Origin of the sequence: Streptomyces xylophagus, from assembly GCF_000716435.1 — a bacterium.
GTDB classification, from domain to species: domain Bacteria; phylum Actinomycetota; class Actinomycetes; order Streptomycetales; family Streptomycetaceae; genus Streptomyces; species Streptomyces xylophagus.
This window is the reverse complement of sequence record NZ_JNWO01000021.1, coordinates 326006-348498: the sequence shown is the minus strand read 5'-3', so window position 1 is coordinate 348498 and position 22493 is coordinate 326006. Positions and strand designations below refer to the sequence as shown.

Here is a 22493-nt window from a genome sequence, read left to right as displayed (position 1 = left end):
GTAACCTTTGGAAAATGTTCAGGGCCTACCTGAACTGCCCAGCATGCAGCATGAAAGCAGGGAACCGCACCACGGGGTCCACCCGCGGTGAGCGAGTGGACCCCGTGCGTGGTGATACGCCGTATACGCCCTCGTCAGCCCGAAGTGACCGGCAGGACAGAGCCCTTGTACTTCGGCGGGGCTGAGGCCCGCGTCCTGGGCGTAGTTGTTGTTGTTGATGACGGCCACGTCCACGTCGTCGAGCGAGCGCGGGAGTTGGGCCGGGTCCAGCTCCTTGAACTTCAGGTGCTTCGGGTTGGCCGCGGGGGACGCGTCGGCTTTCTCGGCCAGGTTGTCCTTGATGTACGTCCGGAGTCCGAGCCCGACTCTGTTCACAAGGACGGTCAGAAGGACGGGATGACCGAACCGGCGTACTTGTCCTCGATGAACTTCTTCACCTCGGGCGAGACCAGCAGCTTCGCGAGCTTCTTGACGCGCGGGTCCTTCTCGTTGCCCTTCTTCACGGCGAGGAAGTTGCCGTAGGGGTTGTTCGTCGCGGACTCCAGGACGATGGCGTCCTTGGCGGGCTTCAGGCCCGTGGAGATCGCGTAGTTGCCGTTGATGACGGCCGCGTCGACGTCGTCCAGGGAGCGCGGGGTCTGGGCCGCCTCCAGCTCCTTGAACTTGAGGTTCTTCGGGTTCTTGGTGATGTCCGCGGGGGTCGCCTCGTTGCCGACACCGGCCTTGAGGGTGATCAGCCCGTTCGCCGCGAGCAGCTTGAGGGCGCGGGCCTCGTTGACGCTGTCGTTCGGGACGGCGATCGTCGCGCCGCTCTTCAGGGCGTCGGCGCTCTTGACCTTGTGGGAGTAGAGGCCGAGCGGCTCCAGGTGGACCGTGACGACGGGCACGATGTGGGTGCCGTTCTTCTTGTTGAAGTCGTCCAGGTACGGCTGGTTCTGGAAGTAGTTGGCGCCCACCGAGCCGTCCTCGGTCGCCGTGTTCGGCGTGACGTAGTCGGTGAACTCCTTGACCTCCAGGTCGAGTCCGGCCTTCTTCGCCAGGTGGTCCTTGACGTAGTCGAGGATCTCGGCGTGCGGGGTGGGGCTCGCGGCGACGACCAGCGGTCCGCTGTAGTCGGAGGAGGCCGAGGAGGAACCCTTGTCCGAGCCACAGGCGGAGAGCGCGAAGGTGAGCGCTCCGGCGGCGAGAACGGCGGTGGTGAGCTTTGCGGTGTTACGCACGAAAAGTGCCTTTCCTGAAGGGTGTCGCGTACTACGACCCCGCGTTGGGTGGTGCGGGGAGTCTGTGAGGGGGTTGGCCTACGCGGCTTTCAGCAGCCGGAGCCTCGGCGCGGGACCCGACCGTCCGCCGCGCCGGTGCACGGACCGAGCCGCGTAGTCGCCGGCGAACTGGATGAGTGAGATGACGACCGCGAGGATCGCCACGGTGATCCACATCAGCTGGGTCTCGAAGCGCTGGTAGCCGTAGCGGATGGCGATGTCTCCGAGCCCGCCCGCGCCGACCGTGCCCGCCATCGCCGAATAGCCGATGAGCGCGACGATCGTGGTGGTGGTGCTGGAGATCAGCGAGGGCAGGGACTCCGGTACGAGGACCTTGCGCACGATCGTCCAGGTGTTGCCGCCCATCGACTGCACGGCCTCGACGAGCCCGCCGTCCACTTCCCGGACAGCCGTCTCAACAAGGCGCGCGAAGAAGGGAATTGCCCCGATCGCGAGCGGCACGATGGCGGCCTCGCGGCCGATCGTCGTGCCGGTGATGGTCCGGGTGAAGTTCATCAGCGCGACCATGAGGATGATGAACGGCAGCGAGCGGGCCACGTTCACGATCTGCCCGATGACCTTGTTGGCGGCGACGTTCTGGAGCAGTCCGCCGCGGTCGGTCAGCACGAGCAGGATGCCGAGCGGGAGTCCGCCGACGACGGCGATGACCGTGGACCAGCCGACCATGTACAGCGTGTCCCAACAGGCCTGGGACAGCAGCGGCTGCATCTCGGACCAGCTCACTTGGCACCTTCCTTCAGCAGTACGGGCTCCTGGCCCAACACGTCGATCTGTAGGCCCTGTTCACGCAGGAAGCCGATCGGCACCACGTTGTCCTCGTAGCGGCCGGGCAGTTCGATGCGCATGCGGCCGACCTGGAGTCCGCCGACGGTGTCGATGGCGGCGCCGAGGATCGAGATGTCGATGTTGTAGGTGCGCGAGAGCTGGGAGATGACGGGCTGGGTGGCGGCCTCGCCGTGGAAGGTGACGTCGACGACCGTGCGGTCCTCGCCACCGGCCTCGCCGCTGACCGGGAACAGCGCGGAGGCCAGCTCGGACCCGGGGGCGGCGAGCAGTTCGGTGACGGTCCCGGACTCGACGATGCGCCCGTTCTGCATGAGCGCGGCGGAGTCGCAGACCGACTTCACGACGTCCATCTCGTGCGTGATGAGCAGGACGGTCAGGCCCAGTTGCTGGTTCAGGTCGCGCAGCAGCTGGAGGATCGAGCGGGTGGTCTCCGGGTCGAGCGCGCTGGTGGCCTCGTCGGACAGCAGCACCTTGGGGTCGCCGGCCAGCGCGCGGGCGATGCCGACGCGCTGCTTCTGACCGCCGGAGAGCTGCGCCGGGTAGGCCTTCGCCTTGTCGGCGAGCCCGACGAGGTCGAGGAGTTCGAGGGCCTTGACGGATCGTTCCTTCCCCGACTTCCCGAGGATTTCGAGCGGCAGCTCGACGTTGTCCTGGACGGTCCGCGAGGAGAGCAGGTTGAAGTGCTGGAAGACCATGCCGATACGGCTGCGCGCCTGCCGGAGTTCCCGTCCGGCGCGCGGTCCGCGCCCGGCGAGGGCGGTGAGGTCCTGCCCGTCGACGGTGACCGTGCCGGCGGTGGGCTTCTCCAGCAGGTTGACGCAGCGGATGAGCGAGGACTTGCCGGCGCCGGACTGGCCGATGACGCCGTACACCTCGCCTTCGCGGACGTGGAGATCGACGCCGTCGAGAGCGGTGACCTCACGGCCTCGCGAGCGGTAGACCTTGGTCAGGCCCGATGTGGTGATCACTGGGGTTCCATGACTGTTGAGCACGCGGGCGTGGGTGTGCCCTCGTACGGATGGGAAATGTGCGCGGGGCGGCGTCGGTCACGCAGGAAATACGGACATGCCGCAACGGCTCGCTTCGGGGCGCGAGGCTCGGGGCGCTAAGCCCGGGGGGTGGTGCGGGGGCCCTCTAGAAGGCGCACATTCGACACATACAACGAGCACCGGGCGTCAGGGTCGCCTCGGTCGCAAGGGTGCGGCTGCTCGTCGTGGTCATGGAATCAGTAAAGCAGACGTACGGTCCTGACAAAGGGCCGCTGTCCGCATGCCGGACAGCGGCGGACGCCCGTCAGCGGCGCTCGACGATCTCCACTCCCCCGTCGCTGACCAGCGCGGACAGGGCTGACAGGTCGCTCACAACAAGGTCGGCGTCGAGCTCATGGGCCTCATGCGTTGTGGCCAATGCCACGGTGATCATCCCGGCCGCGCGGCCGGCCCTGAGTCCCGCCGGGGCGTCCTCGAAGACGACACAGCGGGCCGGGTCGATGCCGAGTTGGCGAGCCGCGAGGAGGTACGGCTCGGGGTCGGGCTTGCCGCGCGTGACGTCCTCGGCGACCACGAGGGTCTTGGGGAGGATGCCCGCGTGGGCGAGCCGGGCCTCGGCGAGCCGGCGGGTGGCGGAAGTGACGACCGCCCAGCGGTCGGCCGGCAGCGAGTCGAGGAAGTCCTTGGTGCCGGGCAGCAGGACGGCACCCCCGTTGGCCACGTCTGCCACCTCCAGCGCCTCGATCCGGGCGACGGCCTCGGGGACGACGTCGGCGGGCAGCAGGTCGGCGGCTATCTCGACGGCGGTGCGTCCGTGCAGTTCGACCCGCGCGAAGTCCTCGGCGCTGATCCCGAACTCCTTCGCCCAGCGCGTCCAGCATCTGCGCACGGATTCGAGGGAGGAGACGAGCGTGCCGTCGTTGTCGAACAGGAGGGCCTCAGCATGGATCTTCATGTTCCCGACCCTACGGTCACCGGGTCTTTTGGCCCGTAATAGGGTCGCGGCATGCTTGATGCCCTGACGCTGGCGACCGGTGTCGCCGCGCTGCTGCTCGCCGCCTGGACCGGGTGGGCGGCCTACCGCGACCAGTCGACGAAGGACTGGCACTTCATCGGGATGGCCGTGGTCACCCTGTTGGCCACGGTCCAACTGGTGGTCGGGATCGTGCAGTTGGCGCGCGGCGAGAAGGCGGAGCAGGGCACGGCGATCTTCGTGGCGTATCTGCTGGGCGCGTTCGCGGCGGTCCCGGCGGCGGGTTTCATGTCACTGGCGGAGCGCACGCGCTGGGGTTCGGCCACGGTCGCGGCCGGCGGTGTGGTCCTCGCCGTACTCGAAGTGCGGCTCTACGACATCTGGGGAAGCTGAGATGACCACCGTGGAAGAGAACACCGTGGAAGAGAAGCCGAAGCGGCTCATCAGCGGGCCCGGCATGCTGCTCGTCTGGTTCTACGGCGTGATGGTCGTCGGCGCGGTGTCCCGCTCCGTCTATCAGATCGCCACCGAGTTCGACCGGGCCCCGCTCGCCTACTCCCTCTCGGCGGTGGCGGGTGTGGTGTACGGATTCATCACGTACTCCCTGATCCGCGGCGGCGAAAGGGCCCGCAGGGCGGCACAGGCGTGCTGCGCCGCCGAACTCGCGGGTGTCCTGATCGTCGGTACGTTGACCGTGATCGACAGCTCGGCCTTCCCGGACGCGACGGTCTGGTCGTACTACGGCGCGGGGTACATCTTCATCCCCGTGCTGCTGCCGCTGTCCGCGCTCTACTGGCTCCGGAAGAACCGCACGGCCGAGACCACCGACACCGTCACGCCGTAGCGACGTACGCCTCGACCGGCTTCTCCAGGACGATCATCGGTACGCCGTCGTCGCCCTGGGAGGTGCCTACGGTCTCGTAGCCGACGCGGCGGTACAGGCGGAGGTTGCCCTCGCTGCGATGGCCGGTGTGGAGGCGGAACTTCTTGGCGCCGCGTTCCCCGGCGAGGGCCGATTCCGCCGCGCGGAGGAGGCGGGCGCCGATGCCGTGGCCCTGGAGGCGCGGGTGGACGCAGAGTTTGCCGATGGCCGCCGCGCCGTCCTCCGTCACCGTGCCGCGGACCGAGCCGACCACCTCCTCGCCCAGCCGCGCGACGAAGACGCAGTCGGAGACGACCTCCTCGCGGACCGAGTCGAGACTCTCGACGAGCGGATCGATGCGGTAGTTGCCGTACAGCGCCGCCTCGCTCTGGAAGCACAGGTACTGCAGCCTGAAGATCTGCTCTGCGTCCTGCTCGGTCGCCACCGAGATGGTCACGCTCATGCCCATGTGCGCACGCCTCCCGCTCACCTGATCGCCATGTGGTTCCTCACTCCTATCCCCGTGCTTCGCGGGCCGCAACCTCCGGCGTCAGCAATCGCCGAAGACATCCCAGACATCTGGAACGTTCCGGGCCGAGACTGCCCTGTGAGATACCCAACTCCCCCGCGATCTCGCGGTAGGTGAGGTCCTTGGGCGACAGCAGGGCCTCGATCAGACGCGGGCAACGACCCGGCAGCCGGCGCACGGCGTCATGGAGCGCGCGGTGCCTGGCCGCCGTGAGGGCGGTCTGCTCGGGGCCGCGGTCGCTGTCCTCGGCGGGATCATCGTCGTAGGACTGCTCGAGGCGCGCCGTACGGCGGGTGCGCTGGGCCTCCGAGCGGACCGCGCGGCGGAGCCAGCGCTGGGGGTCCACCGGTGGGCCGGAGGCGTCGAGGCGTTCCAGGAGGCGGAGCCAGACGGCCTGTTCGAGGTCGCCCGGCTCGGTTCCGGAGGCATATGCCTCGGCGGAGGCTTCGGCGGCGAGCAGTGGGCGCAAGGCGGCGACGAGTTGGTGTGTCATATGCGGCACGACGCGGCCGCCCCGGCGGAAGGTTGCCGGGGCGGCCGTCTGTCACTCCAACGGGGCGCGGGGCTCAGCCGTTGACGAAGTCCGCGCGGGCGAGCAGACCGGTGTCGGCGTTGTCGGTGAAGACACCGTCGATGCCCGTGGCGAAGTAGCGCTTGAAGGCGCCGAACGCGTCGCCGTAGGCGTCCACGGCGGTGCCCTTGCGGTACTCCAGCGGCAGGAAGGGGTTCTCGTTGCGCATGGTGTAGGGGTGCAGGATCAGGCCAGCCTTGTGCGCGTCGGCGACGAGGGTGGTCTCCTTGTTCAGGCTGCCGTCGGCGTTCTTCGTGATGATCAGGTCGAGCGTCGGGCCCAGGCCCTGCGCGTACGACGCGATCTCGGCGAGGCCCTTCGGGGTGACCAGGTCGTCGACCGTGCGGGGGTCGCCCAGGTCGACGAAGTCGAAGGGGCGGGTGCCCGTGCCGGACAGCAGCACGACCAGGTTGTTGCGGACGAGCTTGCTGATCTTCTGGATGCTGGTCGGCTCGAAGGACTGGATGAGGACCGGCGAGTTCCGCTTGTCCTTGCCGTGCTTGCGCAGGGCCGAGGAGAGGAGCTTCTCCATGTCGAATCCGCGCTTGCGGAAGTAGGTGGGGTGCTTCATCTCGGGGTAGATCCAGACCTGCTTGCCGCGCTTACGGGTCTGCTCGTCCTGCCACTTGAGCACCTCTTCGAAGGTGGGGATCTCCCAGCGGCCGTTGTAGAGCGTGTTGTGCGGGCGGTTGGCCGGGATGCGCTCGATCGCGCGCAGGGTCTTCAGCTCGGCGAGCGTGAAGTCCTCGGTGAACCAGCCGGTCGTGGAGACACCGTCGAGCAGCTTGGTGGTCTTGCGGCTCGCGAACTCGGGGTGGTCGGCGACGTTCGTCGTGCCGCCGATCTCCGGCTCGTGCCGGCAGACCAGGTGACCGTCCTTGGTGGGGACGAGGTCGCCGGCCTCGACGATGTCGGCGCCCAGGTCGAGTGCCAGGTTGTACGAGCCGAAGGTGTGCTCGGGGCGGTAGCCGCTGGTGCCCCGGTGGCCGACGATCGTCGGCTTGGGCAGGTCCTTGAGACCGCCTCCGTGACGGGCCGAGGTGGCCTCGGCGGCTCTCGCCGTGCCCGCCGGTCCCAGTGCGGCCACTCCCGCACCGAGCACGGCCGCGCCGAGGAGCGCCCGTCGTCCTGTTCCGTTGGCTCGCTCGTTCGGCCCCTGCGTTCCCTGCGTGTCCATGAAACCTCCTGGCGTCGCCCCGTCGGTGCGCGCCGATCGTAGGTGCGCGTACATGACGAACGGGAGACCTCGGCCGGAACACGGCGGTGACGCTGGATGTCGTGAGCAAGGCGAGGTTTGACACCTCATCAGCAAGGAACGCGAGATGTGTCACAACATGGCGGCCCGGTTACGGGGCGGTCCTGGCACGGCACCGCAGGTAAACGTGCGTCAACACTGCGTAAGACCTCGGTGAACCCGATGTGCAATACCCCGGGCGCCGCGAGTATCGTCCTCACCTGCACAGATTTATATCGAACCCCTTGACACCGGAGGGCCCGTTGTCCCGCTTCGCGCTCATCAAGGCAATGCTCGGACCGATCATGCGCCTGATGTTCCGCCCACGGGTGGAGGGCGTGGAGCACATCCCCGGTGACGGCCCGGTGATCCTGGCCGGCAACCACCTCACGTTCATCGACTCGATGATCCTTCCACTGGTCTGTGACCGGCAGGTGTTCTTCATCGGCAAGGACGAGTACGTCACCGGCAAGGGCTTCAAGGGCCGCCTCATGGCCTGGTTCTTCACCGGCGTCGGCATGATCCCGGTGGACCGGGACGGGGCGAACGGTGGGGTTGCCGCGCTGATGACCGGGCGGCGGGTGCTGGAGGAGGGCAAGGTCTTCGGGATCTACCCCGAGGGGACGCGGTCGCCTGACGGGCGGTTGTACCGGGGGCGGACCGGGATCGCCCGGCTCACCATGATGACCGGGGCACCTGTTGTTCCGTTCGCGATGATCGGGACGGACAAGTTGCAGCCGGGGGGTGCGGGTTTCCCCCGGCCGGGGAAGGTCACTGTTCGGTTCGGTGAGGCGATGGAGTTCTCTCGGTATGAGGGGATGGATCGGGATCGGTATGTGCTGCGGGCTGTGACCGACTCTGTGATGACTGAGGTCATGCGGTTGTCTGGGCAGGAGTACGTGGATATGTACGCGACGAAGGCGAAGGCCGCGTAGGGGTTCGCTTTCGGGTGCGGGTGCGTTGTGGCTGGTCGCGCAGTTCCCCGCGCCCCTAAAGGCGTTGCCCTCGCAGGAGGAACCATGCGGCCGCCGCTGTCGCGAGCAGGACCGCCGCGCCTACGCCCGACGCCACGCTGAGGCCGCTGACGAAGGCCTCTCTTGCCGAGGTCAGCATTTCCTGGGCTGCCTGTGTCGGCATGCTTGCCGCCGACTCCACCGCTCCGCCCAACGACTCGTGTGCCCCGCTCGGTGTGCCCGCCGGAGCTGCGAAGCCCCTGTACACGCCCGTCACGATCGAGCCGAGTACGGCGATTCCGAGGGCCGCGCCCAACTCATAGGCCGTTTCCGAGACCGCCGATGCCGCTCCCGCCTGTTCCTTCGGTACGGAGGAGAGGATGACGTCGGCTGTCACCGTGAAGGAGAAGCCGGCGCCTATGCCGACCACCAGGAGCGCGGCGCCCAGGAGCGGGTAGCCGGTCGACTGGTTGAGGGTTGTCAGTACGGCCAGTGCCAGGCCCACCGCCGCCAGGCCTCCGGCGACCACCGCGCGGACCGAGAAGCGGCGGGCCACTCTTCCCGCGATCAGGCCTGCCGCCACCGCGCCCACCGCTGCGGGGATTTCGGCCAGGCCCGCCTCGAACGGGCCCCTGCCCTGGACCAGTTGCAGGTACTGGGAGAGGAAGAAGACCAGGCCGGAGAGGCCGAGGATGGTCAGCAGGTCGGCCAGGACCGCTGCGCTGAAGCCGCGGTTGCGGAACAGGCGCATGTCCAACAGGGGTGCGGGGAGCGTGAGTTGGCGGCGGACGAACCAGTACAGGGCCGCCGCGCCCAGGGCGCCCACCGCGAGCGAGGGCAACTCGAAGCCGTGGGTCGCGGCCTCCTTGACCGCGTAGACCACGCCGATCACACCGACGAGGGACAGGACCACGCTGATCAGGTCCCAGGGGCCGGGGTTGGGGTTCTTGGACTCGGGGAGGGTCTTGATGCCGACGAGGACGAGGACCGCCATCACGGGCAGGTTGATGAGGAAGACCGAGCCCCACCAGAAGTGTTCGAGCAGGAAGCCGCCCGCCACCGGGCCGACTGCCGTACCGGCGGAGGCGGTTGCGCCCCAGATGCCGACGGCGAGGCTGCGTTCGCGCGGGTCGTGGAAGAGGTTGCGGATCAGGGCGAGGGTGGCGGGCATCAGGGTCGCGCCCGCGACGCCGAGGAGCGCCCGCGCCAGGATCATCAACTCCGGTGTCGTGGCATAGGCGTTGAGGATCGATATCGCGCCGAAGGCGGTGGCGCCGACGAGCAGGATGCGCTTGCGTCCTATGCGGTCGCCAAGGCTGCCCATCGACACGAGCAGGCCCGCGATGACGAAGGAGTAGACGTCGCCGATCCAGAGGAGTTGGGTGCCGGACGGCTTCAAGTCCTCGCTGATGTAAGGGGTTGCGAGGCCCAGGACGGTCGCGTCCACGGCCACCAGCAGCACGGCGAGCACGAGGACGGAGAGCGCGAGCCAACGGCCCGGGCGCTTCTCCGTCTCGGTCACAGCCGCCGGCTGCAGGGTGCTGGTCATGATTCCTCTCTCCGTGTTTCGTCTCTTCGTAGTGCTCCGCCGAGCAGCAGCTCGGCGATCATGCGCGTGAAGTCCTTGGGGGCGCCCTTGCCGCTCTGGACCATCCAGACACCGGAGGCCAGCAGGCCGAACAGCGCCTCGGTGAGCCAGGCGGGCGTGAGGTCGATGCGGAACTCGCCGTTCTGCTGACCGCGCCGGAACAGGGCGGTGATGCGGTCGTCGATCCGGGTCCAGCCCACGTGCTGTTCCTCGCCCTCGAACAGCTGGTTCTCGGTGTAGAGGAAGGCGAGCAGGCCGGAGGCCGGCTCGGCCTCGCGGACGAGCCGCCGTACGGCGTCCTCGGCGAGGCCCTCGTCCAGCCGTGCCGCCTCCAGCGCCGTCTCGCACTCCGCGATGCCGAGCGCTTCCAGCGCCCGTACGAGGGCGTCGCGGCCCGCGAACTGGCGGTGCAACGTGGCCCGACTGATCCCGGCCGCCTTGGCGACCTCGTCCATGGTCGCGGTGGACTTGCGGGTCAGCAAGGCTGCGGCAGCGCGGAGCACGTGATCGCGATCGACAGACATGAGACAACCATAACCCACATGAGACACTCATGTCTCAATGCGGGCATGGCCGTCTCATGCCGGTCGGCTGTCGGGGGCTTTCAGTGCCAGGGCAGCTGCCCGCGCTTCGCCCAGTACGTCTGCGGGTCCTCGGCGAGCGTCGCGAGGCGGGCGAGCTGGTCATCGCTCAGGTCCACGACCGCCGCGTGCAGGTTGGAGGCGAGTTGGCCGACAGTGGCCGCGCCGGAGAGGGCCACGCCTGCCCATGGCTCCCGCAGGATCAGGGCCAGGGCGATCGCGTCGGCACCCAAGGACGTCTCTTCGGCTACGGCCTTCAGCGCGTCCGGTGCGTATGGCGCCGCGAGGCGTCCGTTGGCCATGCCCTCCTTGACGATCACCGTGAGTCCGGCGTCGTGGGCCTCGGCGAGGGCGGGGCCCGCCGAGGTCTCCAGGGCGTTGTAGGTCGACTGGACGGTACGGAAGAGGGGCTCGCCGTCCACCGTCACGGTGAGCGCGGCGCGGATGGCGTCCGCCTGGGCGGGGCCGCTCGTCGAGAAGCCGATGGTCACGCCCGTCGCCGCCAACTCGGCCAGTTTCGCCTGGAGTTCCTTGTCGGTGAGCGCCGGGCTTTCGGGGGTCACCGAGTGGATCTGGTAGAGGTCGAGGCGGTCGCCGAGGAGGTTCGCGGTCTCGGCGCGCTGGCGCTCGTACGTCTGGACGCTGTGGTCCTTGACCTCGTGTTTCTCTGCGTCCGTGGTCCAGTCGGCGGTGTAGGTGTAGCCCCATTTGCTGCCGACCACGATGTCGTCGAGGTCGGGGTGTTCCGTCAGCCAGTCGGCCAGGAACTCCTCCGAGCGGCCGTAGGAGCGGGCTGCGTCGAAGTAGCGGACGCCTTGCGCGTACGCGGCGTCGAGGAGTTCGTGGGTGCGGGTGCGGAGGGTTTCTACGGTGCGGGTCTCTCCGAGGTCTTCGTCGCGGCCCAGGTTGATGTAGCCGGGGCGGCCTACTGCGGCGAGGCCCAGTCCGAGGTGGCTGGTGGGGGTTGTTGCGTTGGCCAGTCGGGCGAAGGGCATCGCGGGCTCCGTTTACGTCGGCTCCGTTGTGGCTTCCGACCAACGTAACCCGCGATGACCTTCGCTTCAGAGCTCGGGTTGTTGCGGTTGTTTGGCGAGTGCGGGTGCGTCGTGGTTGCTCGCGCAGTTCCCCGCGCCCCTAAAAACACTCAGCTCTTCGCCGTTGACCAAGCGTGCTGTACCGCCAAATCCCGCTTCACCTCTGCCAGTTGGATCGCCACTGCGCTCGGGGCCGTGCCGCCCCTGCCGTTGCGGGATGCCAGGGCGCCCGGCACGTTCAGGACCGTGCGGACCTCCGGGGTGAGGTGGGCGGAGATCTTCGCGAACTGTTCGTCGGTCAGGTCGTTCAGTTCCTTGTTCTCGGACTCGGCGACCTTGACGCACTCGCCGGCGACCTCGTGGGCGACGCGGAACGGAACGCCCTGCTTGACCAGCCACTCGGCGATGTCGGTGGCGAGGGAGAAGCCGGCGGGGGCCAGTTCCTCCATGCGCTCGCGGTGGACGGTGAGGGTGGCCATCATTCCGGTGAACGCCGGGAGCAGGACCTCGAGTTGGTCGATGGAGTCGAAGACCGGCTCCTTGTCCTCCTGGAGGTCGCGGTTGTAGGCGAGGGGGAGCGCCTTGAGCGTCGCCATCAAGCCCGTCAGGTTGCCGATCAGGCGGCCCGACTTGCCTCGCGCCAGCTCCGCGATGTCCGGGTTCTTCTTCTGCGGCATGATCGACGAGCCCGTGGAGAACGCGTCGTGCAGGGTCACGAAGGAGAACTCCTTCGTGTTCCAGATGATGATCTCCTCGGCGATCCGGGAGAGGTTCACCCCGATCATCGCGGTGATGAAGGCGAACTCCGCGACGAAGTCACGCGAGGCCGTGCCGTCGATCGAGTTCGCGACCGAGCCGTGCTCGAAGCCGAGGTCCTTCGCCACCGACTCCGGGTCCAGGCCGAGGGACGAGCCCGCCAGGGCGCCGGAGCCGTACGGCGAGACCGCCGTCCGCTCGTCCCACTGGCGCAGGCGTTCCGCGTCCCGGGACAGGGGCTGCACGTGGGCCAGGACGTGGTGGGCGAAGAGGACAGGCTGGGCGTGCTGGAGGTGGGTGCGGCCGGGCATCGCCACGTCCGGGTGGGCCTCCGCGAGGCCGACCAGCGCGTCCTGGAGGTCGGCGATCAGGCCGCCGATCGTCCGGGCGTGGTCGCGCAGGTACATGCGGAAGAGCGTCGCGACCTGGTCGTTGCGGGAGCGGCCCGCGCGCAGCTTGCCGCCGAGGTCGGGGCCGAGGATCTCCAACAGGCCGCGTTCCAGGGCCGTATGGACGTCCTCGTCGGCGATCGTGCCGACGAGGGAGCCGTCGGCGACGTTCGCTTCGAGCTGGTCGAGGCCCGCGAGCATCCGGGTCAGCTCGTCGTCCGTGAGGAGGTTCGCCTTGTACAGCACGCGCGCGTGGGCGCGGGAACCGGCGATGTCGTAGGGCGCGAGCCGCCAGTCGAAGTGGACGGACGCGGACAGCTTCGCCAGGGCCTCGGCGGGACCGTCGGCGAAACGACCGCCCCAGAGCCGTACGTCACCGCTGTTGCTGCTCACTTGCGCTGCTCCTCAAAGGCCGCGGACGGGGGTCGTCGTTCTGTGGTGTTCCTGCATTGTCTCGCATGCATGATTATGCAGAGCACTGCATGATTCGTCAATTTCATGGGATCTTGAGCGGCCCTTGAACATCGGCAACCGCTTTCTCGTACCTCTCGCCGAACGCAGGCGCCGCGTTTCCCCCCACGAGTCACTTTCAGTTCACCCCTGACCCGAGTGAGGCATTCGCATGTCCAGGGCTCTCCCCAAGTACAACAAGCGTCGCGTCGTGTTCATCGGCGGTGCCGCCGCCGTGGCGCTCACCGGTGCTGTCATCGCCGGCACGCCGAGGCCAACAAGCGACTCGTCGACACCGTCGGACAGGGCGGCGCCAACTTCGTCCAGAACGCCATCCTCGGCCCGCTGAAGGACAAGCGCGTCTCCACCATCGACCGGATCGCCATCTCCATCGGGCGCAAGGGCACCAAGCCGACGGGTCTTGACGCGCTCGCCGCGTGCACCCTCAACTCGGCCGGTACGACCGGTTCGACCGGGGCGACCGCCGAGGCCAACAAGCGACTCGTCGACACCGTCGGACAGGGCGGCGCCAACTTCGTCCAGAACGCCATCCTCGGCCCGCTGAAGGACAAGCGCGTCTCGACGATCGACCGCATCGCGATCGCCATCGGGCGTCAGGGCACCAAGCCGACCGGGCTCGACTCCCTGGCCGCCTGCACGCTCACCAAGTGACGTGACAGGCAGCCGTGGCCGCCCCGATGAACGCCGGCCGGGGCGGCCACGGTGATGTCCGGGGCGATTGTGTCTTGTCTGTTTGGCCCATCTGAGGTGCCGTCACCTCGCCTGCGCCCTACCGTCTGAACCATGCGTCCCGGTGTGCTCGCCCTTGCGTCCGCGTCCCTTCTTCTCCTGCTCGGTGCGGTGCCCGCGCGTGCGGTGGAGCCTCCGGCGCCCTCGTCGCTCTCGGACACCGGGGGTGGGAGTCAGCTGATCCTCGCTCAGGCGCCGCGAACCAACTCCACGACGGGGACTCTCAGTTGGTGGGAGCGGCGGAACGGGTCGTGGGTGAAGGTCGGTTCTACGGTTGCCCGGTTCGGGGCGAAGGGGCTGGTCGAGGGGCGGGCTCGTAAGCAGGGGTCCTACACGACTCCGACCGGGTTGTACGACCTGCCGTTCGCCTTCGGGATCAAGGCCGCGCCGGGTGGGACCAAGGTCAAGTACCGGCGGGTGCACGGGAGTTCGTGGTGGTGCGAGGACATTCGGTCTCGGGTCTACAACCGGTGGAGTGAGCCGCTGGCCGGGGACTGTCGGGCGTCCGAGTCGGAGCGGTTGATCTCGTATGCGACGCAGTACGCGTACGGGATTGTCGTTGGGTACAACTACGCCAAGCCTGTGAAGGGGCGGGGGGCCGGGATCTTTTTGCATGTCAACGGGCGTGGGGCTACTGCCGGTTGTGTGTCGGTGTCCGTGGATGCGATGCGGAGGATTCTGCTGTGGGTTGCTCCTGGGCGGGCGCCGCATATTGCGATTGGGACGGTGAGTGGGGTTACGGCAATTACTCGGTACTGATGCGCGCGGGCGCCGTTCAAGTTCGGTTGTACGGCGAGTGCGGGCCGGATGTGGCTGGTCGCGCCCACGCGGCGGAGCCGCATATCGACACAGCCCCGCGCCCCTGAGGGAGTTCAGCCCGGCGGAAGTTGGACCGTGAACGTTGTTGAGCCTGGGCTGCTTTCCAACTCCACGCTCCCCCCGTGCGCCTCCGTCACCGCCGCCACGATCGACAGGCCCAGGCCTGCTCCCCCTCCCCCCATCCCTCCCCCGCCCTCCGCCCGTCTGCGGTCCGCTCGGGTGAAGCGTTCGAAGACTCCCGGCTGGACCTCCGCAGGGACGCCCGGGCCGTCGTCGTGGACCACCAGGGAAGTCGCCTCTGTGCCCGACTCCACCGCCACCGTCACCTTCGTGCCAACAGGCGTGTGCAAACGGGCGTTGGCCAACAGGTTGGCCAACAGCTGTTGGAGGCGGTGGGCGTCGCCTGTGACCGTGACCGGTTCCTCGGGGAGTCGTAGGGTCCAGCGGTGGTCGGGGCCCGCGGCCCGGGCGTCGGCGATGGCGTCGAGGACCAGGCGGGTGAGGTCGACGGGGCGGCGTTCGAGGGGGCGGCCCGCGTCGAGGCGGGCGAGGAGGAGCATCTCGTCGACCATCACGCCCATGCGGGCGGACTCGGCCGCGATGCGCTCCAGTGCCCGGGTCACCTTGGGCGGGACGGGGTCCGGGTGGAGGAGGGCGAGTTCGGCGTGGCCCCGGATCGACGCCACCGGCGTACGCAACTCGTGGCTCGCGTCGGCCGCGAAGCTGCGCAACCGTTCCTCGCTGGCGTGCCGGTGGGTGAGCGCGTCCTCGACATGGCCGAGCATGCGGTTGAAGGCACCGGCGACCTTGCCCACCTCGCTGCGCGGATCGGACTCGGGCGCCCGGGGCGGCAGGGTCACCTCGCCGCTGGCCAGCGGGAGTTCACTGACTTGGGTGGCCGTGGCGGCGACCCGGCTGAGCGGCCGCAGCGACCAGCGGACCCAGAGCGCGCCCGCGAATCCGGCGGCCAGCAGGGCGGCACCGAAGACGATCGCGGCGACCGCCTCCAGCCGGTGGACGGCGGCCTCCACCGACTCCAGCGGGAGTCCGGTGATCATGACGTCGTTGTCCCGGCCCGCGGCGGCGAGGACGCGGTACCTGCCGAGGGAGGAGAGGTGGAGGGTGTGGGCTCTGCCGTTGACGGGGACCGCGGCGAGTTCCCGTCTGTCCCGCGCGGTCAGGGGGACCTTCAGGTCGGTCGTGGCGTCGTCCTTGTCGGTGGGCACGACCGCCGCGTTGGTGACGGTGCCGTCGACCAGGCGGGCGCCGAACGTGCCCGGCGCCTGTCGGCGGGTGTCGCCGCGTTCCCGGTCGTCGGCGTCGTGGTCGGTCAGCGTCTGGCCCTTGTGCTCCAGGCTGGCCGGGAACTGGGTCCCGACCTCGGCGAGTTGCTGGTCGAGCCGGCCGGTGAGGAAGCCGTCCAGTTCGATCACCGCGGCCACCCCGACGGCCGCGCAGCTGACCGCGAGCAGCACGACCAGGCCCGCCGTCAGGCGCGCCCGCAGGGTGTGCGGCCACAGCAGCCGTCCCACCGCCCGGCCGGCCTCCCGCAGCCGCTTTCTCATCGGACGACCGGCTTGAGCACGTAGCCGGCTCCGCGCACGGTGTGGATCATGGGTGCGTGGCCCGCGTCCACCTTCTTGCGCAGGTAGGAGATGTAGAGCTCGACGACATGGGCCTGGCCGCCGAAGTCGTAGGACCAGACGCGGTCGAGGATCTGGGCCTTGCTGAGGACGCGGCGCGGGTTGCGCATGAGGAAGCGGAGCAGTTCGAACTCGGTCGGCGACAGTTCGATGAGCCGTCCGTCGCGGCTGACCTCGCGGGCCTCCTCGTCCATGACCAGGTCACCGACGGTCATCCGGGGGCCCTCCTCCTGCTGGCGGGCCATGCCCGCGCGGCGCAGCAGTCCGCGCAGCCGGGCGACGACCTCCTCCAGGCTGAAGGGTTTCGTGACGTAGTCGTCGCCGCCCGCGGTGATGCCGGCGATGCGGTCCTCGACGGTGTCCCGGGCGGTGAGGAAGAGCACGCAGACGTCGGGCTTCACCTCGTGCAGGGAGCGCAGCACGGCGAAGCCGTCGGTGTCCGGGAGCATCACGTCGAGGACGACGGCGTCGGGCCGCAGCTCGTGCGCCCCGGCGAGCGCGGAGGCTCCGTCGCCTGCCGTGCGGACCTCCCAGCCCTCGTAGCGCAGGGCGCCGGAGAGCACCTCGGCCAGGTCGGGGTCGTCGTCGACGACCAGGACGCGGACGGGGGTGCCGTCGGGGCGGGTGAGGGCCGGTCGGCCGGAGCGGGTCGTGTTCATCGCGCTTACCAGCATCACCCCTCACCGCGTCCTCGGCCGCCGCGGGCCCCTCTGAGTTTCCTCTGAGAACGCTGAGAAATGCGTTCGCTCAGAAGTCCCTCAGAGGTTCGGCCCGCACAGTTGCGTGCAGGACGGGTGAAAGGACGCACACATGACCACCGTGTACGAGCGGCGGACGGCACCGCCCGTGGTGCCGGCCCCCCGGCGGTCACCGGCGGGTGCGGTGCTCGGGCTGCTGTGGGCCGGGGCGGCGGCCACGGTCGCCCTCTGGTGGACCGGCACCGGGTCGGTGGTCGGGGCGGCGGGCTGGCTGACCGGGGCCGGGCGGATCGCCGGGCTGTTGTGCGGGTACGCCTGTGCCGTGCTCGTGGGTCTGATGGCGCGGGTGCCGCTGCTGGAGCGGCGGATCGGCTCGGACCGGGTGGCGCGCTGGCACGCGATGGCCGGCCGCTACACGGTCTGTCTGCTGGTCGCGCACATCGTGTTCATCCTGCTCGGCTACGCGGCCCAGGACCGTGCCTCGATCGTGCACGAGACGGTCAACGTGGTCCTGGACTATCCGGACATGCTGAAGGCGACCTTCGGCGCGCTGATCCTGTTCGCGGTCGGCATCACCTCGGCCCGTGCCGCGCGGCGCAGGCTGAGCTACGAGTTCTGGTACTACGTCCATCTCCTCACGTACGTCGCCGTGTTCCTCTCCTTCTTCCACCAGCTGTCCCTGGGCAACGAGTTCGCCGGCCGGGCCGCTGCCACGGGCGCCTGGTATGCCCTGTATCTGGGCGTCGCGGCCCTGGTGTTGTGGTTCCGGGTTCTCGCCCCGGTACGGCTCAATCTGCGGCACCGGCTGCGGGTCGAGTCCGTGCACCGGGAGGCCCCGGGTGTTTACTCCGTCGTCGTACGCGGGCGGCGGGTCGACCAACTGGGCGCGGAGGCGGGGCAGTTCTTCCGCTGGCGGTTCTTCGGCGAGGGCATGGGCTGGACGTCGACGCCGTACTCGCTGTCGGCGCCGCCCCGCCGGGACCTGCTGCGGATCACGGTCAAGGCACTCGGCGACCACAGCGCGGCGGTGCCGTTGCTGCGGCCGGGCGCCCGGGTGTGGGCGGAGGGTCCGTACGGCTCGCTGACCGCCGAACGGCGCACCGCGCACCGGTCGTTGCTGATCGCGGCCGGGGTCGGGGTCACCCCGCTGCGGGCGCTGTTCGAGACGCTGCCCGGCGAGGTGACGCTGCTGTACCGGGCGCGGACGGCTCAAGACCTGGCGCTGGGCGCCGAGTTGGAGGCGATCGCGCAGTGGCGCGGGGCGAAGGTGCTGTACGCGCTCAACGGGCCGCAGGGGCAACGGCCTTCGCTCGGCGCCACAGCCCTGCGCGAGGCCGTGCCCGATCTCGCCGGGCACGACGTGTACATCTGCGGTCCGCACGCGTTCGCCCAGGACCTGTACGGGGCGCTGCGCGCCGCCGGTGTGCCGGACCGCCGTATCCACCACGAGTCGTTCGAGCTGTGAGGCCGTCGTGCACCCGTTGAACAAGAACCGTCCGCTGCGCCGGATCGTGCTGGCGAGCGCGGTCACCGCGTCCGGTCTGGTGATGCTGCTGGCGCTGAAGCCGCACACGGCGCCCGAGGTGGCCTCGGCACCCCAGGTAGTCTCGACGCCCGCGCCCTCCGGCAGCGCGAGCGGCAAGGCCGTCGCCGGGACGAAGACCGTCAACGGCGATACCGTGCAGACCCGTTGGGGACCCGTGCAGGTGAAGATCACCGTGCAGAACGGCAAGATCACCGATGTCACGGCGATCCAGTCCCCCTCGGACAATCCGCGCGACCAGGAGATCAACTCCTATGCCCTGCCCCAGTTGAAGAGCGAGGCACTCGCCGCGCAGAGCGCGAGCATCGACACGGTGTCGGGAGCCACGTACACAAGTGACGGTTACCGCCAGTCACTCCAGTCCGCACTGGACTCGGCGGGACTCTGAACGCACGAGCGCAACGGCACGTACTTCAGGACCAAGGGACCAGCCCACCCCCCTTGCCCCGTCCACGGAGGAACCGTGACCACCACGCTCGCAGGCGGACGTGCCGCCCGCCGACAGACGATGCGCCGCATCCGCCCGCGCCGCTCCCCAGCGACCCTGCTGCTGCTCGCCGTCTGGGCGGGCGCGGTCGGAGTGCTGTGGATGTGGTGGCACAACACGCCGTCCATCGCCGACCAGAACGGCAAAATCCTCAACGCGGGCCGCATCACTGGCCTGTTGGCCGGATATCTGATGGCACTGGTCGTGCTCCAGATGGCCCGCGTGCCCGCTCTGGAGCGGCGGGTCGGCTCCGACCGGGTCGCCCGCTGGCACGCGATGAGCGGCCGCTACACGCTCTGTCTGGTCTTCGCGCACGTCTTCCTCATCATGTGGGGCTACGCCCTCCAGGCGGGCAAGACGCTGAGCGACATCGTCCAGCAGACCATCGACTCGGTGAACCAGCTGCCCGACATGGGCAAGGCCGCCATCGGCACCGGCCTGTTCCTCCTGATCGGCCTCTCGTCGATCGGCGCCGTCCGCCGCAGGCTGCCGTACGACCTGTGGTACCACGTGCATCTGCTGACGTACGCGGCGGTGTTCTTCACCTTCTGGCACCAGATCACCACCGGCAACGACTTCGCGCTGACGCCGATCGCCAAGACCGTCTGGTACGGGCTGTACGGCTCGGTCACCGCGCTGGTGGTCTGGTACCGGATCCTCACCCCGATCCGCCTCAACATGCGGCACCGGATGCGGGTCGAGGCGGTCATCGAGGAGACGCCCGGCATCGTGTCCGTGCTCATCGGCGGGCGGAAGCTGCACCGGATGGGCGCGGAGGCCGGGCAGTTCTTCCGGTGGCGGTTCCTGGCGCCGGGGATGCGCTTCAGCTCGCACCCGTACTCGCTGTCGGCGGCGCCCCGCCCGAACATGCTGCGGATCACGGTCAAGGCGATCGGCGACCACAGCGCCCGGCTGCGCGAACTGCGGCCCGGGACCAAGGTGTGGGCCGAGGGCCCGTACGGCGCGCTGACCTCGCAGCGGCGCACCCGCGGCAAGGTGCTGCTGGTAGCGGGCGGCGTCGGCATCACACCGATGCGGGCGCTGTTCGAGACCCTGCCCGGAGCCGCCGGCGACATCACGCTGCTCTACCGGGCCAACACCACCCAGGACCTGGCACTGTGGGACGAGTTGGCGAAGATCGCCGACGAGCGCGGCGCCCGGCTGATGTACGCGGTCAACAGCCCCGACGGGGAACGCCCCGACATCTCGGCGGAGTCCCTGCGGCGCAAGATGCCCGACATCGACAACCACGACGTCTTCATGTGCGGGCCGCCCGGCTTCGCGCAGTCGGTCTACGAAGCACTGCGCGGCGCGGGGGTCCCCGCCCGCCGTATCCATCACGAGTCGTTCGAGATGTGAGCGACGGGAGTCAGGAGCGATGAAGAAGAGCCACCCCATCCGGCGTGTTCTGCTTGCGAGCGCCGCCACCGTGTCCGGGATCGTGCTGCTGCTCTCCCTGAAGCCGGCGACCGACTCCACCTCGGCGTCCGCGCAGGGTGCGGCGGCCCAGGGTGCCGCCGCCGCGCAGGAGTCGCCCCAGGGCGGTGCCGCGGCGGCCGGGACCTCGACGGTCACGGGCGCTGTGGCCCAGACCCAGTACGGGGTCGTCCAGGTCCGCCTGACGGTCGCCAACGGCAAGATCACCAAGGCCGAGGCGATCCAGGCGCCCAAGGGCGGCACCAGCGACCAGAAGACCGCGCTGTCCGTCCCCAAGCTCAACCAGGAGGTCGTCGCCACCCAGAGCGCGGACATCACGTCCGTGACCGGGGCGACGTACACCAGCGGCGGCTACAAGCAGTCCCTGCAGTCGGCCATCGACAAGATGAAGGCCGCCGGCGCCAACACGGCGTCCCCGTCGCAGAGTTCGGCCGCCGGGTCGGGTCAGGCCGCGCAGGCCAAGACGGTCACCGGTGACGTCGTGACGACCGAGTACGGGCCGGTCCAGGTCCGGATCACCGTCGCGGGCGGCAAGATCACCAAGGCCGACGCGGTGCAGGCGCCGAGCGGCGGGACCAGCGACCAGAAGACTGCGCTGTCGATCCCCAAGCTCAACCAGGAGGCCGTGGCCGCCGGGAACGCGAACATCGACTCCGTGTCGGGTGCGTCGTACACGAGCGGCGGTTACAAGAAGTCCCTGCAGTCGGCACTGGACAAGGCCGGTGGCTGACACGGTGACCGATCCCGCGGAGGCTCCCGCCGCGCTGCGGCACGCCGAGGAGGTCATGGGGACGGTCTTCTCCTTCGACATCCGCGGCGGGGAGCCCGAGGCCGTCCGGACCGCGCTGGACCATGCGGTCGCCCAACTGCACCGCGTCAACGAGGTGTTCAGCACCTACCGCGACGACAGTCAGGTCTCGCGGCTGGCCCGCGGCGAGCTGACGCTGGCGGAGTGCGACGCCGAGGTCGCCATGGTGCTTGAGCTGGGCGCCGAGGCGGAGCAGGTGAGCGCCGGCTGGTTCAGCACGACGTACGAGGGACGGCTCGACCCGACCGGCATCGTGAAGGGCTGGGCCGCCGAGCGGGCGGCCGAGCTGATCGCGGCGGCGGACGGCGTGAGCGGGGTCAGCGTGAACGGCGGCGGTGACGTCCAGATGTTCGGTACACCGGGAGCGCACCGCCCCTGGCGAGTCGGCGTCTCCGATCCCCTCCGCCCGGGCGGCCTCGCGGCCGTCATCTCGGCCGCGGGCGCCGACGAGCTGGCCGTGGCCACGTCCGGTACGGCGGAGCGCGGGGCACACATCGTGGACCCGAGCACCGGCAAGTCCGCGGTGACCGACCTGGTCGCCGTCACCGTCGTGGCCCCCCGGCTGACCTGGGCCGACTGCTGGGCGACGGCCGCGTTCGCGATGGGTTCCCGGGAGGGTCTCGGCTGGCTGGAGTCGCTGCCGGACGTGGAGGCGCTACTCATCACGGCGGGCGACGAGGTGCGCTGCACGGGCGGCCTGGCGGCCAGACTCGGCTGAGGCCCCATGCGAGTCGGGGGGGCACCGGACAACTCCGGTGCACCCCCGACTCGTTGCTCCTACGAGTGTGTCAGTGGTCGTTCTGCGCCAGCCGCAGGAGATGGTCCGCGAGGGCCTGCCCGCCGAGCGGGTCCCGGCTGATCAGCAGGAGCGTGTCGTCGCCGGCGATGGTGCCGAGGATGTCCTGGAGTTCCGCCTGGTCGATCGCCGAGGCGAGGAACTGGGCGGCGCCCGGCGGGGTGCGCAGGACCACGAGGTTGGCGGAGGCCTCCGCGGAGATCAGCAGCTCGGAGGAGAGCCGCCGCATCCGCTCCTCCTTCGCCGACTCCCCCAGCGGCACGCGCGGGGTGCGGAAGCCGCCCTCGCTCGGTACCGCGTAGATGAGGTCGCCGTCGTTGTTGCGGATCTTCACCGCGTTCAGCTCGTCCAAGTCCCGGGAGAGCGTCGCCTGGGTGACGCTCAGCCCGTCGTCGGCCAGCAGCTTCGCCAACTGGCTCTGGGAACGCACCGGTTGCCGGTTGAGGATGTCCACGATCCGGCGGTGGCGGGCGGTGCGGGTCTGCGGCACGGCCGGCCCCGCGGGGTGCTCGTGCTCCTGCGCCTGACTCATCGTCG

Annotated in this window: 23 protein-coding genes and 2 pseudogenes; 10 read left to right on the top strand and 15 right to left on the bottom strand. The window is 69.4% G+C overall.

Annotated features, from left to right (window positions below):
• Window positions 1-171: 171 nt before the first annotated feature.
• From OO70_RS54070 to OO70_RS37885, 5 genes and pseudogenes are all read right to left on the bottom strand, one after another.
• Window positions 172-315 (bottom strand): annotated as a pseudogene (locus tag OO70_RS54070) (MetQ/NlpA family ABC transporter substrate-binding protein); the annotation flags it as partial.
• Window positions 316-383: 68 nt separating this feature from the next.
• Window positions 384-1220 carry a MetQ/NlpA family ABC transporter substrate-binding protein gene (locus OO70_RS37900; RefSeq protein ID WP_043681926.1) on the bottom strand — a complete coding sequence of 279 codons (837 nt, stop codon included), beginning with the start codon at window positions 1218-1220 and terminating at the stop codon, window positions 384-386.
• A 78-nt stretch (window positions 1221-1298) separates the two neighbouring features.
• The gene (locus OO70_RS37895) at window positions 1299-2003 is read right to left on the bottom strand and encodes a methionine ABC transporter permease (protein WP_019066316.1); all 705 of its coding nucleotides are present in this window, start codon (window positions 2001-2003) and stop codon (window positions 1299-1301) included.
• A complete protein-coding gene (locus OO70_RS37890; protein ID WP_043681921.1) occupies window positions 2000-3034 on the bottom strand; it encodes a methionine ABC transporter ATP-binding protein in 1035 nt (344 codons plus the stop codon). Before OO70_RS37890 ends, OO70_RS37895 begins: the two co-directional genes overlap by 4 nt.
• Before the next feature lie 325 nt (window positions 3035-3359).
• Window positions 3360-4010 carry an HAD family hydrolase gene (locus OO70_RS37885; RefSeq protein ID WP_043681919.1) on the bottom strand — a complete coding sequence of 217 codons (651 nt, stop codon included), beginning with the start codon at window positions 4008-4010 and terminating at the stop codon, window positions 3360-3362.
• Window positions 4011-4061: 51 nt separating this feature from the next.
• Between OO70_RS37885 and OO70_RS37880 the strand changes: the two genes are divergently transcribed.
• Together OO70_RS37880 and OO70_RS37875 are read left to right on the top strand one after the other, a co-directional pair.
• Window positions 4062-4421, top strand: coding sequence for a hypothetical protein (locus tag OO70_RS37880; RefSeq protein WP_043681915.1), 360 nt, complete (start codon window positions 4062-4064; stop codon window positions 4419-4421).
• Between the two features lies 1 nt (window position 4422).
• The gene (locus tag OO70_RS37875) at window positions 4423-4872 is read left to right on the top strand and encodes a hypothetical protein (RefSeq protein WP_043681912.1); all 450 of its coding nucleotides are present in this window, start codon (window positions 4423-4425) and stop codon (window positions 4870-4872) included.
• Here the strand turns inward: OO70_RS37875 and OO70_RS37870 are convergent.
• The 3 genes from OO70_RS37870 to OO70_RS37860 all read right to left on the bottom strand — a co-directional run bounded on the left by OO70_RS37870 (window position 4862) and on the right by OO70_RS37860 (window position 7167).
• Window positions 4862-5359, bottom strand: coding sequence for a GNAT family N-acetyltransferase (locus tag OO70_RS37870; RefSeq protein ID WP_043681909.1), 498 nt, complete (start codon window positions 5357-5359; stop codon window positions 4862-4864). The genes OO70_RS37875 and OO70_RS37870 overlap by 11 nt on opposite strands.
• A 46-nt stretch (window positions 5360-5405) precedes the next feature.
• Complete coding sequence (locus OO70_RS37865; protein WP_043681906.1) at window positions 5406-5912, bottom strand: sigma-70 family RNA polymerase sigma factor; 507 nt, start codon at window positions 5910-5912, stop codon at window positions 5406-5408.
• A gap of 73 nt (window positions 5913-5985) precedes the next feature.
• A complete protein-coding gene (locus tag OO70_RS37860; RefSeq protein ID WP_043681903.1) occupies window positions 5986-7167 on the bottom strand; it encodes a glycerophosphodiester phosphodiesterase in 1182 nt (393 codons plus the stop codon).
• 362 nt (window positions 7168-7529) lie between these two features.
• Here OO70_RS37860 and OO70_RS37855 point away from each other — a divergent pair, with 362 nt between their 5' ends.
• The gene (locus OO70_RS37855; protein ID WP_407702864.1) at window positions 7530-8159 is read left to right on the top strand and encodes a lysophospholipid acyltransferase family protein; all 630 of its coding nucleotides are present in this window, start codon (window positions 7530-7532) and stop codon (window positions 8157-8159) included.
• A gap of 55 nt (window positions 8160-8214) precedes the next feature.
• On the opposite strand, the gene OO70_RS37850 is transcribed toward OO70_RS37855, so the two are convergent.
• The 4 genes from OO70_RS37850 to argH all read right to left on the bottom strand — a co-directional run bounded on the left by OO70_RS37850 (window position 8215) and on the right by argH (window position 12918).
• On the bottom strand, window positions 8215-9726 hold the full coding sequence (locus OO70_RS37850) for an MFS transporter (protein WP_043681897.1): 1512 nt from the start codon (window positions 9724-9726) through the stop codon (window positions 8215-8217).
• A complete protein-coding gene (locus OO70_RS37845) occupies window positions 9723-10289 on the bottom strand; it encodes a TetR/AcrR family transcriptional regulator (protein WP_043681894.1) in 567 nt (188 codons plus the stop codon). The genes OO70_RS37850 and OO70_RS37845 overlap by 4 nt, the downstream gene beginning before the upstream one ends.
• An 80-nt stretch (window positions 10290-10369) precedes the next feature.
• Complete coding sequence (locus tag OO70_RS37840; protein ID WP_043681891.1) at window positions 10370-11341, bottom strand: aldo/keto reductase; 972 nt, start codon at window positions 11339-11341, stop codon at window positions 10370-10372.
• A gap of 149 nt (window positions 11342-11490) precedes the next feature.
• Window positions 11491-12918, bottom strand: a complete 1428-nt coding sequence (gene argH / locus OO70_RS37835; RefSeq protein ID WP_043681888.1) for an argininosuccinate lyase — start codon at window positions 12916-12918, stop codon at window positions 11491-11493.
• Between the two features lie 229 nt (window positions 12919-13147).
• Here argH and OO70_RS37830 point away from each other — a divergent pair.
• Window positions 13148-13647, top strand: a pseudogene (locus OO70_RS37830) (hypothetical protein).
• Between the two features lie 132 nt (window positions 13648-13779).
• On the top strand, window positions 13780-14484 hold the full coding sequence (locus OO70_RS37825; RefSeq protein WP_043681885.1) for a L,D-transpeptidase family protein: 705 nt from the start codon (window positions 13780-13782) through the stop codon (window positions 14482-14484).
• A 113-nt stretch (window positions 14485-14597) separates the two neighbouring features.
• Here the strand turns inward: OO70_RS37825 and OO70_RS37820 are convergent, their stop codons facing one another.
• Complete coding sequence (locus OO70_RS37820) at window positions 14598-16109, bottom strand: sensor histidine kinase (RefSeq protein WP_043681882.1); 1512 nt, start codon at window positions 16107-16109, stop codon at window positions 14598-14600.
• Window positions 16106-16846, bottom strand: coding sequence for a response regulator transcription factor (locus OO70_RS37815; RefSeq protein WP_043682046.1), 741 nt, complete (start codon window positions 16844-16846; stop codon window positions 16106-16108). The genes OO70_RS37820 and OO70_RS37815 overlap by 4 nt, the downstream gene beginning before the upstream one ends.
• Before the next feature lie 151 nt (window positions 16847-16997).
• On the opposite strand from OO70_RS37815, the gene OO70_RS37810 reads away from it, so the two are divergent.
• The 5 genes from OO70_RS37810 to OO70_RS37790 all read left to right on the top strand — a co-directional run bounded on the left by OO70_RS37810 (window position 16998) and on the right by OO70_RS37790 (window position 21878).
• Window positions 16998-18350 carry a ferredoxin reductase family protein gene (locus OO70_RS37810; RefSeq protein WP_043681878.1) on the top strand — a complete coding sequence of 451 codons (1353 nt, stop codon included), beginning with the start codon at window positions 16998-17000 and terminating at the stop codon, window positions 18348-18350.
• A 7-nt stretch (window positions 18351-18357) separates the two neighbouring features.
• The gene (locus OO70_RS37805) at window positions 18358-18816 is read left to right on the top strand and encodes an FMN-binding protein (RefSeq protein ID WP_043681876.1); all 459 of its coding nucleotides are present in this window, start codon (window positions 18358-18360) and stop codon (window positions 18814-18816) included.
• 75 nt (window positions 18817-18891) lie between these two features.
• Complete coding sequence (locus OO70_RS37800) at window positions 18892-20274, top strand: ferredoxin reductase family protein (protein WP_043681874.1); 1383 nt, start codon at window positions 18892-18894, stop codon at window positions 20272-20274.
• Between the two features lie 19 nt (window positions 20275-20293).
• Window positions 20294-21082: an FMN-binding protein gene (locus tag OO70_RS37795; RefSeq protein WP_199827488.1), complete on the top strand. Its 789-nt coding sequence runs from the start codon at window positions 20294-20296 to the stop codon at window positions 21080-21082.
• Complete coding sequence (locus tag OO70_RS37790; RefSeq protein ID WP_234337029.1) at window positions 21075-21878, top strand: FAD:protein FMN transferase; 804 nt, start codon at window positions 21075-21077, stop codon at window positions 21876-21878. The genes OO70_RS37795 and OO70_RS37790 overlap by 8 nt, the downstream gene beginning before the upstream one ends.
• 70 nt (window positions 21879-21948) lie before the next feature.
• On the opposite strand, the gene OO70_RS37785 is transcribed toward OO70_RS37790, so the two are convergent.
• The gene (locus OO70_RS37785; RefSeq protein WP_043681871.1) at window positions 21949-22488 is read right to left on the bottom strand and encodes an arginine repressor; all 540 of its coding nucleotides are present in this window, start codon (window positions 22486-22488) and stop codon (window positions 21949-21951) included.
• Window positions 22489-22493: the final 5 nt, after the last annotated feature.